Genomic DNA, 12328 nt, shown 5'->3' with positions numbered 1-12328 from the left:
TCCACAGCAACGCCGATAGGGCGCGGGGCTGTGTCACATGTGCGGCTCCGCCGCGCGGGCGCGACCAGCCCCCACGAACCCGCACCTACCCTCCGGCCTTGACCACCCCCGACTCGTAGGCCACCACCACCAACTGCGCCCGGTCCCGCACCCCCAGCTTCCCCATGATCCGGCTGACGTGCGTCTTCGCCGTCAGCGGACTCACCCCCAGCGCACCCCCGATCTCCGCGTTGTTCAACCCCCGCGCCACCAGCACCAGCACCTCCCGCTCCCGCGCCGAAAGACACTCGGGCCCCCCGGAACCCCCCACGCCCCCCACCCCCGGCGGAGCCGCGAGCACCCGCGCGATCAACCGCGCCGTAGGCCCCGGCGACAGCAGCGACTCCCCCGCCGCGACCGTGCGGATCGCGTCCAGCAGATCGGCCGGCCGGGTGTCCTTGACGAGGAACCCCGCCGCCCCCGCCCGCAGCGCGGAGACGATGTTCTCGTCGCTGTCGTACGTCGTCAGCACCAGCACCTTCACCCGCGCGAGAGCGTCGTCCGCGGCGATCAGCCGGGTCGCCTCGATCCCGTCGAGGTCAGGCATCCGGATGTCCATGACGATCAGATCGGCGCGGGCGCTGCGGGCCAGCTCGACCGCCTCGCGCCCGGTCGCGGCCTGCCCGACGACCTCCATGTCCTTCGCGGACTCGACGAGCATCGCGAACGCCGACCGCACCAGCGTCTGGTCGTCGGCGAGCAGCACCCGGATCGGCTCGGTCCCCGCGTTCACCCCGCACCCCCTCCCTCACCGGCGCCGCCCAGCGGCAGCACCGCGCTCACCTCGAACCCGCGCCCGCCCGGCAGCGCCCCGGCGTCCAGGGTGCCGCCGACACTGCGGGCCCGTTCCCGCATCCCGACCAGACCGTGGCCCGGGGTGCCGGTGCCGCTGCCCGCCCCGTCGTCGACGACCGCGACCCGCAGCGCCCCGGAGTCGTCCTCGACCCGCACCCGGACGGTGAGGTCGTCGCGCCCGCCGTGCCGGACGGCGTTGGTGAGGGCCTCCTGGACGATCCGGTAGACGGCCGCGCCCACCGCGGGCGCCACCCCGTCGGCGCTGACCGCGAGATCGACCTTCGCCCCGGCCAGCCGGGCGCTGTCGGCGAGGTCGCCGAGGCCGCCGAGACCGGGCAGGGAGCCGCGGTGGTCGCCGCCGTCCTGGGCGCGGAGCACCTCCAGGGTGGTGCGCAGCTCACCGCGGGCGGAACGGCAGGTCTCGGCGATGTCGTCGAGGGCGGCGGCGACGGCGGCCCGGTCGAGCCGTTCGGGGTCGGCGGCGAGGACATGCGCGGCGACGGAGGTCTGCACACCGATCAGGGTGATGCTGTGGGCCAGCAGATCGTGCAGGTCGCGGGCTATCCGCAGCCGTTCCTCGGCGACCCGGCGCCGGGCCTCCTCCTCCCGGGTGCGCTCCGCGCGTTCGGCGCGCTCCACCAGGGCGGCGAAGTACTGCCGGTAGTAGCGCACGTCGATGCCCCAGAACAGCACCGCGAGGATCCACCCGGAGATCCGGAGCAGTTCGCGCAGCCCGTCGGGGTTGGTGAGCGCGTTGACGAGGAGGGCGGTGCCGAGGAGGGTGCCGCCGGTGACCAGGGTGCGCCGGACGGTGCCGGTGGCGGCGAGGGTGTAGAGGACGATCACGGTCGCCGGGATCGGCGCGGTGTGCTGGTAGTCCAGCGCGTGGTACGGGGCGAGGCAGGCGACGACCGCGAGCAGGACCAGCACCGGGTGCCGCCGCCGCCACACCAGCGGCACATGGGCGGCGTAGAGCAGGGCCCAGCCGAGCGCGTCGGGGCGCAGCCCGTGCTCGCCCATCCGCGCGAACCAGGTGCCGAGCAGCGCGGTGACGACGGCGAGCACCGCGTCGTTGCGCAGGGCGTGCGGTGCCGTCAGCGGGTCGCGGTTGATCGCGGCCATGACCCGCTCGCCGATACGGCGGGGCCGGGCCGCCCTGGTGGATGCCTGCACGGGCTCATCCTCCGCTAGGGGGTGCCCCCTCCGGGAGGGAGGGGGCACCAGGGGTTTCCGGTCGGGATCAGCGGCCGGCGGCAGCGCCCACCGCCCGGGACTCGTCCCGGTCGTCCCGCCCCTGCGGCCCGTCCGGGGTCCGGGGTGCCCGGGACAGCGGCCCCGGCCACCACACCTTCCGCCGCAGCGCCACACTCGCGCTGGTCACGAGGTAGGTCCGCACCAGGAAGGTGTCCAGCAGCACTCCGACCGCGATGACGAAGCCGAGCTGGACGAGTTGCAGCATCGGCATGGTGGTGAGCACCGCGAAGGTCGCGGCGAGGACCAGCCCGGCGGAGGCGATGACCCCGCCGGTGGTGCGCAGCGAGGTGAGCGCGGCGGCGACGGGTTCGGCGCCCTTGAGGGCCTCCTCGCGCATCCGGTGCATCAGGAAGATGCCGTAGTCGACGCCGAGGGCGACGAGGAAGACGAAGGACAGCAGCCCGAGCCCCGGATCCGTGCCCTCGAACCCGAACAGCGGCCCGAAGACCAGCCCGCCGATGCCGAGCGCGGCCCCCCACACCGCGACCACGGCGGCCACCAGCAGCAGCGGCGCGACCAGGCTGCGCAGCAGCGCGACCAGGATCAGCAGCACGGAGAGCAGCACCAGCGGTACGACGACCGTCTGGTCCCGGGCGTTGGTGTCCTTGAGGTCGAGCTGCTCGGCGCTGGGCCCGCCCACATAGGAGCCGTCGAGCCGGTCGCGCAGGTCCTCGATGGTCCGGGTCTCCCCGGCGGACTGCGGCGGCGCGGCGGCGAGCACGGTGATCTCCGTCCAGCCGCCCCCGCTGCGCCCGCGTTCGGCGCTCTCCACCCCGCCGGTGTCCCGCGCCTCGGCCAGCGCGCTGTCGGCCCGGCCGGTGGGGGCGATGACGGTGATGGGCTGGGTGCCGCGCTCGGGGTAGGCGCTCGCGAGCGTGCCCATGGCGGCGACGGCCTCCGGGGTGTTGGTGAAGGAGTCCTCCTGCTTGAGGTCGCCGGGCAGGTTGAACGCGCCGAGGGCGAGCGCCCCCAGCAGCAGTGCCCCGCCGAGCAGCACGGTCCGCGGCCGGCGCCCGGCGGAGGAGCCCATCGCCGCGAACAGCGACCGTCGCGCCTTGGGCGTACTGCCGTAGCGCGGCACCAGCGGCCAGAACACCCGGCGTCCCAGCAGCACGAGCAGGGCGGGCAGCAGGGTCAGCATGGCGAGCAGCGCGCACAGCACCCCGACGGTGCCGAGCGGCCCCATGCCCCGGCTGGAGTTCAGATCGGCGGCGAGCAGGCACAGCAGCCCGGCGGCGACGGTCCCCGACGAGGCGAGGACGGCGGGCCCGCAGCCGCGCAGCGCCCGCACCATGGCGTCGTAGGGCCGCTCGACGGTCCGCAGTTCCTCCCGGTACCGGGAGACCAGCAGCAGCGCGTAGTCCGTCCCGGCGCCGAACACCAGGATCGTCATGATCCCGGACGACTGCCCGGACACGGACGTCCCGAACCACTGGTTGAGCCCGTACGCCACGCCCATCGACAGAAAGTCCGCGATCCCGGCGACGACCAGCGGCACCAGCCACAGGAACGGACTGCGGTAGATGATGATCAGCAGAACGGCGACCACGGCGACGGTGGTGTAGAGCAGCGGCCCGTCGAGCGACTGGTAGACCTCCCCGGCGTCGGTGGCGAGCGCGGCCTCGCCCCCGACCTCGACGCTCAGCCCGTCCCCGCCCCCGGCGACCTCCCGCACCTCGTTGACCAGCGCGTCCCGGGCGTCCTCGTCCTGCCCCGGCTCATTGCTGGCGACCGGGTACATCAGGGTCGTCCCGTCCTCGGACGGCACCCCGACGGGCTCGGCGACCAGGGTGTGGGCCCCGGCGATCTCCTCGATCTGCCCGGCGGCGACCTCCCGGTCCGCCTCCGTCAGCCCGCCGTCCCGGTGGTAGACGAGGACCATCTCGGTGCTCTCACCACCGGGCAGCCGCTCCTGGATCTTCGCGACCTGCGTCGAATCGGCACTGTTCGGCAGATAGTCCACGGCCCGGTCGCGCTGTACGTCCCCCAGCTTGGCCGCGAACGGCGACACGACCACCATCACGGCGATCCACAACCCGAGCACCACCCACGGCACGACCCGCCACCGCGACGAACTCCCCACGGCTCCCATGAACCGGGCCTCCCTCCCTCAGGACTGACCAGACGTCCTAAGCGTGTCGGGAGGACCCTTCATTTACGTCACACAAAAGACCGAGCCACGGGGTACTACCCCAGGCGTCCCCGGCCCTCGATTACTCCCGGGGGAGTACAAGGCTTTTAGGGGCGCTGGGGGTACCCCCTCTGGGGGAGGAACTGCGCGACCAGCCCCCACCGGACCCGCACCCACCGCACTCAACTCGGCGTCCCCGCCGCCGCCAACAACCGAGACACCTCATCCGCAGCAATGGTCAAGGCGGAGCCCACCGTCGCCAGCACCTCCTTCTCCGCGGAGGTGTACGGCCCGTCCGCGAGAGCGATCCGCGCCCCCTGCAACAGAATCCCCTCCCGCCCCGCCGGTGCGAGATGCGGCGCCAGCGGATCGAGCGCCTCGTGCAGCTCTATGGCCAGCCCCGGCCCGCAGGGCCGCCCGTACACCCGCCCGGTGTCCGCCGCGAGCGCCTCCACGAGCGCGTCGAGCTGTTCCTCCGTGCAGTCGTCGAACCCGGCGGCCCGTACCGTCCCCGCCGCCGCCGACAGCGACGTACGCGCCCGGGTGCCGCCCGAGGCGAGCACGGCGAGGGCGACCGTGTGGACGGCGTCCCGGAGCATCGCCGAGAAGCGCGAGGTCGTCGGGTGGTCCAGCACCTCCGTGCCGAAGTGCCGGCGGCAGGCCGCGCACTCGATGGTGGGCCCGGTCTCGCCGCGTGGCAGCACCGGCACCCCGAGCAGCGTGAACCGGCGGCGGCCGGTCAGCCGCTGGAAATTGCGGTCGCCGCCGCAGCCGGGGCAGAAGAACTGCCCGTCGCCGACGGTCGTCCACGCGGTACGGGTGCCCAGGATGCGGGAATACCTGGCGACACGGCCGTCTTGTCCCCGTTCTGGCAGCATGTCGCACCTCCGTAACCCCACGGCAACATCGCCGCGCTGGCGTGATGTTAGCCACATTGATGAGCTGTAGTCAGTACCTTGGACGAGACCTTTCCGTGACCTTGGCGTGAGTTCGCCGGTGAACGACGGGATCCCGCCCACCGGCGAGGGTGGGCGGGATCCGTAAACCCCCGGTGGGAGCGGTCAGCGGGCCGCCCGGTTGACGGCGGAGACGACCGCCTTCAGGGAGGCGCGGGTGGTGTTGGCGTCGATGCCGATGCCCCACAGCACCTTGTCGCCGACCGCGCACTCGATGTACGAGGCGGCCTGCGCGGAGGCGCCCTCGCTCATGGTGTGCTCCTGGTAGTCCAGCAGGCGTACATCGACGCCGACGGACTGGAGGGCGTCGAAGAAGGCCGAGATCGGACCGTTGCCGGAGCCGGACAGCACGGTGTCGGCGCCGTCGACGGTGGCCTCCACGGTGAGCGTGTCCACCCCGTCGGTGTCGGTGGTGGACTGGCCGGTGCGGACCTGGATCCGGCCCCAGGCGTTGTCCGGGTTGGGCAGGTACTCGTCCTGGAAGATCGCCCAGATGTCCTTCGGGGTGACCTCGCCGCCCTCGGCGTCCGTCTTGGCCTGGATGAGCTTGGAGAACTCGATCTGCATCCGGCGCGGCAGATCCAGCTTGTGGTCGTTCTTCAGGACGTAGGCGATACCGCCCTTGCCGGACTGCGAGTTCACCCGGATCACGGCCTCGTAGGAGCGGCCGACGTCCTTGGGGTCGATGGGCAGATACGGCACGGCCCACTCGATGTCGTCGACGGTGACGCCCTGCGCGGCGGCGTCGGCCTCCATGGCGTCGAAGCCCTTCTTGATGGCGTCCTGGTGGGAGCCGGAGAAGGACGTGTAGACCAGGTCGCCCACGTAGGGGTGGCGCGGGTGGACCTCCATCTGGTTGCAGTACTCCCACGTACGGCGGATCTCGTCGATGTCGGAGAAGTCGATCTGCGGGTCGACGCCCTGGGAGAACAGGTTCATGCCCAGGGTGACCAGGTCGACATTGCCGGTGCGCTCGCCCTGGCCGAACAGGCAGCCCTCGACGCGGTCGGCCCCGGCCATCAGCGCCAGCTCGGCCGCCGCCACCGCCGTACCCCGGTCGTTGTGGGGGTGCACGGACAGCACGGCGTACTCGCGGCGGCTCAGGTTCCGACCCATCCACTCGAACCGGTCGGCGTGGGTGGAGGGCGTGGAGCGCTCGACGGTGGCCGGCAGGTTCAGGATGATCTCGCGGTCCGGGCCGGGCTGCCAGACGTCCATGACGCCCTCGCAGACCTCCAGCGCGAAGTCCAGCTCGGTGTCGGTGAAGATCTCCGGGGAGTACTGGTAACCGAAGGCGGTCTCCGGGCCCAGCAGCTTGTCCGCGTACTCCATGACCAGCCGGGTGCCGTCGACGGCGATCTGCTTGATGTCGTCCCTGGAGCCCCGGAAGACGACCCGGCGGAAGACGGGCGCGGTGGCGTTGTACAGGTGCACGGTGGCCCGGTGGGCGCCCTTCAGGGACTCCACGGTCCGCTCGATCAGGTCCTCACGGGCCTGGGTCAGCACGGAGATCGTGACGTCCTCGGGGATGGCGCCCTCGTCCTCGATGATCGACCGTACGAAGTCGAAGTCGGTCTGACCGGAGGCGGGGAAGCCGACCTCGATCTCCTTGTAGCCCATCTTCACCAGCAGATCGAACATCGCCCGCTTGCGCGCCGGGGACATCGGGTCGATCAGGGCCTGGTTGCCGTCGCGCAGATCGGTGGAGAGCCAGCGGGGGGCGGTGGTGATGCGCTGCTGGGGCCAGGTGCGGTCGGGGATGTCGACCTGCTCGTAGCGGCCGTACTTGCGGATGGGCATCGAGCTGGGCTGCTGGCGGTTCGCCATGATCGGGGCTCCTGAGGGTGTCCGGAAGGGACGGCCGACGGCAACACGAAGCTCCGCGGGGAGGGAGTCGACCTGGACTACAGGCCCTCGCCGCGGCAGCTAAGAAGAAGCAGCCCGAAACGCATGATGCCGAGCACTCTAACCGAGGTTCCCGAGTCATGACGCCCGTGTATCACGATGCGGGATCGCCCCTCATGCATGCAGAGGGCCCCCACTCACCCGCACCCCTAACACACCGCAACCATCCCGCCCCGCCAACGCCCCGCATTTCACCATTCCCGGTAACCGCTAGTGACACCGACCCAACGGAGTGCCACCGTGTCGTACATGAAGGAAAACGGGGGCCACGAGCCCATCTTCTGCACGATCATCCCGCCCCACGTCCTCGACACCCTCGCCCGTGCCGACGAACCCGCCGTGGCGAACGCCGCCCGCCGTACCCTCCAGCGCGACGCCTTCGAGCGCACCCAGCGACGGCTGACCACCGTCCTGGGCGCCCCGGCCGTCACCGCCCCGGCCGCCGCCGCGCCCGGCAAGCCGCAGCGCACCATCTACGACGCCCAGCACCGCACCAGCCTGCCCGGCAAGAAGGTCCGCGGCGAGGGTTCGGAGCCCGGCCAGGACGCCACCGTCAACCGCGCGTACGCGGGCCTCGGCGCGACCTACGAACTCTTCTTCACCGCGTTCGAACGCGACTCGATCGACGGCTCCGGCCTCCCGCTGGACGCCACGGTCCACTACGACCGGGACTACAACAACGCGTTCTGGAACGGCGAGCAGATGGTGTTCGGCGACGGGGACGGCGAGATCTTCCTCGACTTCACGCTCCCCATCGACGTCATCGGCCATGAACTCGCCCACGGCGTCACCCAGTACACCGCGAACCTCACCTACTTCGGCCAGCCCGGCGCGCTCAACGAGTCGGTCTCGGACGTCTTCGGCTCGCTCATCAAGCAGTACACCCTGGGCCAGACCGCCGACCAGGCCGACTGGCTGATCGGCGCCGGACTGCTCGCCCCCCGCGTCACCGGCACGGCCCTGCGCTCGATGAAGGCCCCGGGCACGGCGTACGACGACGACGTCCTCGGCAAGGACCCGCAGCCCGCGACGATGGACGACTACGTCCGCACCGGCCAGGACAACGGCGGGGTGCACATCAACTCCGGTATCCCCAACCACGCGTTCTACCTCGCCGCCACCACCATCGGCGGCCACGCCTGGGAGCGCGCGGGCCGGATCTGGTACGACGTGCTGACCGGCGGCGAGCTGACGGCGGACGCCGACTTCGCCGAGTTCGCCGAGCTGACCCTCGCCGCGGCCCGGACCCGGTTCGGTGACGGCGAGGAACTGCTCGCCGTGCAGAAGGCGTGGGAGCGGGTCGGGGTGCGCGAGGCGTAATTCCGTACTAGACAGGGACCCATGCGGATTCAGGTGAGGCGCACGGGTGGGTTCGCGGGGATCGAGCGGCATGCCGAGGTGGACACCTCGGGGCGGCCCGACGCCGCGGAGTGGCAGGCCCTGGCCGAGCGGGCGGTCGTCGCCGGCCGGGGCACACCGCCGGCCGGGGTGCCGGACGGTTTCAGTTACGAGATCACCGTGGACGACAGGACCGTCCGCTGCTCGGATCCCCGGCTCACCGACGAACAGCGCGAGCTGGTCCGCCGGGTGCTGAAGGAAGGCGCCTGACCCGGCGAGGGGTCTCCGCTTTCCGCTCTCCCCCGGCCGGTTGACCTCTCCGACCCGTCCCCTACCCGTTGACTTCTGTTACCAGGGGTACGGATGATCCGCGCATGGCGACCGACCGACGCACGGACACGACCCCGGCCGCGGCACCGACTCCCGCGCCGACCCCGACTCCGGCACCGGCACCGGCACCGGCACCCGCGCGGACCGCGGCACCGACCGCTGATCCGGCCACCGTCCCCCGGTTCCCGGCGGGATTCTGCTGGGGGGTCTCGACCTCCGCCCAGCAGATCGAGGGCGCGGCCGAGCTGCGCGAACCCTCCGTGTGGGATGTGTTCGCCGCGGAGCCCGGCCGGATCAAGGACGGTTCGAACCCGGCCGTGGCCTGCGACCACTACCACCGCTATCCGGAGGACGTGGCGCTCCTCGCCGGTCTGGGCGTCGACGCGTACCGCTTCTCGATCTCCTGGCCCCGGGTGAACTCCCCCGGCGGCCTCGACTTCTACGACCGGCTGGTGGACGCGCTGTGCGCGGCGGGGATCCGGCCGGTGCCGACCCTCTTCCACTGGGAGCTGCCGCTCGCGCTGGACTGGCGCGAGCGGGACACCGCCGCCCGGTTCGCCGACCATGTGGCGGTGGTCGCCGGGCGGCTCGGCGACCGGGTGTCCCGGTGGATCACCCTCAACGAGCCCGCCGAGCACACCCTGCTGGGCCACGCCCTGGGCCTCCACGCCCCCGGCGAGCGGCTGCTGTTCGACGCCCTGCCGGTCGCCCACCACCAGCTCCTCGCCCACGGTTGTGCGGTGCGGGCCCTGCGCGCGGCCGGGGCGGGCGAGATCGGGATCGCCAACTCCCACGGCCCCACCTGGCCGGCCTCCGCCGACCGCGCGGACACCGAGGCCGCCGACTTCTACGACGTCCTCCTCAACCGCCTCTTCGCCGATCCCCTCCTCCTGGGCGAGTACCCGGCCGGGCTCGGCGAGTTGATGCCGGGGGACGTGGCGGCCGACCTGAAGGTGATCTCCGAACCGCTCGACTTCTACGGCGTCAACTACTACACCCCGACCCGGGTGGGCACCCCCCAGGGCACCGAGATCGACTTCGGCGGGGTGCGGATGCCCGCCGAACTGCCCTTCTCCGTCCGGGAGATCGAGAACGTCCCGACGACGGACTTCGGCTGGCCGGTGCTCCCGGAGGGCCTCACCGAACTCCTCACCACCTTCCGCGACCGCTACGGCGACCGGCTCCCCCCGGTCGTCATCACCGAGAACGGCTGCTCCTACGACGGCCTGGACGACCAGGACCGGATCGCCTACCTGGACGGCCATGTCCGCGCCCTGCACCGGGCGATCGAGGCGGGCGTGGACATCCGCGGCTACTTCGTCTGGTCGCTGCTGGACAACTTCGAGTGGGCCGAGGGCCACGCCCGCCGCTTCGGCCTGGTGCACGTCGACCACGCGACGCAGCGGCGCACCCCCAAGGCGTCGTACGCCTGGTACCGGGAGCTGCTGCGCGCCCAGCGCTGAACCGGGCGGCCGGTCAGAGGGCTCCGGCGTCCCGGGCGTTCCAGACGCTCGGGAAATACGGCCGGTAGCCCAGTTCCCGGCGGATCCGCTCGGTGGACATGATCCCGAACCAGGGGTCGGGGTCGGTACGGTCCTCGGGCTGTGCCGGGGGCTCGATCCCGTTGAGCTGATGCAGTTCCACGGCGGTCACCGGGGCGTCGTCGGCGATGTTGTAGACGCCGGTGGCGCCCGGGGCCCACAGCAGCCGCAGCAGGCCCTGGGCGACATCCATGTGGTGGACCATCTGGAGGCGCTGGGCTCTGGCCCAGTGCGCGGCCCAGCGCAGGGACTGGGCGAGATGCGGATCGCCCTCCCCGTACACGAAGGGCAGCCGCCCGATGCGGACGTCCAGCTCGGGCAGGGCCAGCAGCTCCCGCTCGGCCGCGATCTTGGACTCCGGGTAGGCGCCCCACAGCTCGCCGCCCGGCCGGTTCTCGTCCTCCTCGACAAGCGGACGCCCGCGCCCGATGCCGTACACCACCCCCGTACTGACCTGCACGAACCGCTGCACCCCGGCCGACTGGGCGGCCTTGCCGAGGGCGACGGCCGCGTCCCGGTTCACCGCCCATGCCTCCTCGTCGGGGACCCCGCGGAAGGAGGCGGCGATGTTGACCACGGCGTCCGCCCCGGCCACCGCCTTCCCGAGCGCCTCCTCGTCCCGCAGATCGCCGACGACGACCTGGGCGCCCAGCTCCGCGAAGGGCGCGGCGCGGGCCGCGTCCCGCACCAGGATCCTCACCTGGTCGCTCCCCTGCCGCCGGGCCAGGAGCCGGGGCAGAAAACGCCGCCCGACCTGCCCGGTCGTACCGGTCACCAGTGTTGTGGGCATGGGCACTCGCCTTCTCTCGCCGTAATGGTGGTGATGGTGGCGATCGTGGTGATCGCCGTGTCCAGCCTCGGGTGGGGACGGGGGCGGCGGGAGAGACCTGTCGATCGGGGGATCGGGAGTCCCTGGATAAGACGGGCGGAACGTTGCAGGGTGGAGGGGTGAACCGAACGGAACTCGCGGACTTCCTGCGCCGGGGGCGGGCCCGCATCACCCCGGCCGATGTGGGCCTGACGGCGGGCCCCCGGCGCCGTACGCCCGGACTGCGGCGGGAGGAGGTGGCGGGGCTGGCGGGGCTGTCCGTGGACTACTACACGCGGCTGGAGCAGTCACGCGGCCCGCGGCCGTCCCGGCAGACCCTGACCGCCCTGGCCCGCGCGCTGCGGCTGACGGAGGTGGAGCACGACCATCTCTTCCATCTGACCGGTGAGGAGCCGCCCCGGCGGGAGATGGCGTCGGCGCATGTCCGCCCCGGGCTGCTGCTGGTCCTGGACCGGCTGGACGACGCGCCCGCGCACATCGTCAACGACTGCGGTGAGCTGCTCGCGCAGAACGCGCTGGCCAAGGCGATGATCGGCGATGTGATGGCCGAGCCGCGACGGAATCGGAATCTACGGCGCCGTTTCTTTCTGGACCCGGGGGCGCGGGCGCTGTTCCCCGAGGAGGACCGGGCGGCGCTGGCCCGGGGCCATGTGGCGAGCCTGCGGGCGGTGGCCGCGGCCCACCCGGACGATCCGGAACCGGCGGCACTGGTGGCCGAACTCCGCTCCCGCAGCGAGGAGTTCGCGTCCCTGTGGACGGAGCACGAGGTGTCCCAGCGCGACAGCGCGACCAAACGGTTCATCCACCCGGTGGTGGGCCTGCTGGAACTGGACTGCGAGATCCTCCTGAGCCACGGCCACCGCCACCTCCTGATCATCCACACGGCCCGCCCGAACACGGAAACCTATGAACGCCTGAGGCTGCTGAGGGTGATCGGCACGCAGAACTTCGCTTCTACGGCAGGCGGGGAGGGCGTTTAGGTCTTTGGGCTACCAGGGAACGGGGGTCGGGGGCCGGGCTTGGGGGTTCTTCGGGTGCCGGGGAAGCGGGTCTAGGGCTGGGCTCTCAGGCTCTTCGGGTGCCAGGGAACGCGGGTCTAGGGCTGGGCTTTGGGGTTCTTCGGCTACCAGGGAACGCGGGCCAGTGGCCAGGCTTTCAGGCTCTTCGGCTGCCAGGAAGCGCGGGCCAGAACCCAGGCTTTTAGGGGCGC

The 12328-nt window shown here is 72.0% G+C and carries 10 protein-coding genes; 4 read left to right on the top strand and 6 right to left on the bottom strand.

Annotated elements, in window-relative coordinates:
• Positions 1-85: 85 nt before the first annotated feature.
• The 5 genes from ABZX40_RS17530 to leuA form a co-directional block, all read right to left on the bottom strand.
• Positions 86-772, bottom strand: a complete 687-nt coding sequence (locus tag ABZX40_RS17530; RefSeq protein WP_355731585.1) for a response regulator transcription factor — start codon at positions 770-772, stop codon at positions 86-88.
• Positions 769-2007 carry a histidine kinase gene (locus tag ABZX40_RS17525; protein WP_355731583.1) on the bottom strand — a complete coding sequence of 413 codons (1239 nt, stop codon included), beginning with the start codon at positions 2005-2007 and terminating at the stop codon, positions 769-771. Before ABZX40_RS17525 ends, ABZX40_RS17530 begins: the two co-directional genes overlap by 4 nt.
• A 67-nt stretch (positions 2008-2074) precedes the next feature.
• Positions 2075-4180 carry an MMPL family transporter gene (locus tag ABZX40_RS17520; protein WP_355731581.1) on the bottom strand — a complete coding sequence of 702 codons (2106 nt, stop codon included), beginning with the start codon at positions 4178-4180 and terminating at the stop codon, positions 2075-2077.
• Positions 4181-4401: 221 nt separating this feature from the next.
• Entirely contained in the window at positions 4402-5097 is a 696-nt protein-coding gene (locus tag ABZX40_RS17515; RefSeq protein ID WP_355731579.1) for a TerB family tellurite resistance protein, read from the bottom strand.
• Between the two features lie 183 nt (positions 5098-5280).
• Positions 5281-7002 (bottom strand): 2-isopropylmalate synthase, encoded by a 1722-nt coding sequence (gene leuA, locus ABZX40_RS17510; protein ID WP_355731577.1) that lies wholly within the window; start codon positions 7000-7002, stop codon positions 5281-5283.
• A gap of 327 nt (positions 7003-7329) precedes the next feature.
• On the opposite strand from leuA, the gene ABZX40_RS17505 reads away from it, so the two are divergent.
• From ABZX40_RS17505 to ABZX40_RS17495, 3 genes are all read left to right on the top strand, one after another.
• A complete protein-coding gene (locus tag ABZX40_RS17505) occupies positions 7330-8400 on the top strand; it encodes a M4 family metallopeptidase (protein WP_355731575.1) in 1071 nt (356 codons plus the stop codon).
• Between the two features lie 21 nt (positions 8401-8421).
• On the top strand, positions 8422-8688 hold the full coding sequence (locus ABZX40_RS17500; RefSeq protein WP_355731573.1) for a protealysin inhibitor emfourin: 267 nt from the start codon (positions 8422-8424) through the stop codon (positions 8686-8688).
• Positions 8689-8792: 104 nt separating this feature from the next.
• Positions 8793-10211, top strand: coding sequence for a GH1 family beta-glucosidase (locus ABZX40_RS17495; RefSeq protein ID WP_355731571.1), 1419 nt, complete (start codon positions 8793-8795; stop codon positions 10209-10211).
• A 13-nt stretch (positions 10212-10224) separates the two neighbouring features.
• Here the strand turns inward: ABZX40_RS17495 and ABZX40_RS17490 are convergent, their stop codons facing one another.
• Positions 10225-11079: an NAD(P)-dependent oxidoreductase gene (locus ABZX40_RS17490; protein WP_355731569.1), complete on the bottom strand. Its 855-nt coding sequence runs from the start codon at positions 11077-11079 to the stop codon at positions 10225-10227.
• Between the two features lie 158 nt (positions 11080-11237).
• Between ABZX40_RS17490 and ABZX40_RS17485 the strand changes: the two genes are divergently transcribed.
• Positions 11238-12098 (top strand): helix-turn-helix transcriptional regulator, encoded by an 861-nt coding sequence (locus ABZX40_RS17485; protein ID WP_355731567.1) that lies wholly within the window; start codon positions 11238-11240, stop codon positions 12096-12098.
• The last annotated feature ends 230 nt before the right edge of the window (positions 12099-12328 follow it).

This window comes from Streptomyces sp. NPDC004610, from assembly GCF_040609715.1.
Taxonomy (GTDB): domain Bacteria; phylum Actinomycetota; class Actinomycetes; order Streptomycetales; family Streptomycetaceae; genus Streptomyces.
This window is presented reverse-complemented; position numbering and strand designations above follow the sequence as displayed.

Coding starts and splice junctions, on each gene's coding strand:
- ABZX40_RS17520 (WP_355731581.1), bottom strand. CDS start 4,180: ATGGGAGCCGTGGGGAGTTCGTCGCGGTGGCGGGTCGTGCCGTGGGTG.
- ABZX40_RS17515 (WP_355731579.1), bottom strand. CDS start 5,097: ATGCTGCCAGAACGGGGACAAGACGGCCGTGTCGCCAGGTATTCCCGC.
- leuA (WP_355731577.1), bottom strand. CDS start 7,002: ATGGCGAACCGCCAGCAGCCCAGCTCGATGCCCATCCGCAAGTACGGC.
- ABZX40_RS17505 (WP_355731575.1), top strand. CDS start 7,330: ATGAAGGAAAACGGGGGCCACGAGCCCATCTTCTGCACGATCATCCCG.
- ABZX40_RS17500 (WP_355731573.1), top strand. CDS start 8,422: ATGCGGATTCAGGTGAGGCGCACGGGTGGGTTCGCGGGGATCGAGCGG.
- ABZX40_RS17495 (WP_355731571.1), top strand. CDS start 8,793: ATGGCGACCGACCGACGCACGGACACGACCCCGGCCGCGGCACCGACT.
- ABZX40_RS17490 (WP_355731569.1), bottom strand. CDS start 11,079: ATGCCCACAACACTGGTGACCGGTACGACCGGGCAGGTCGGGCGGCGT.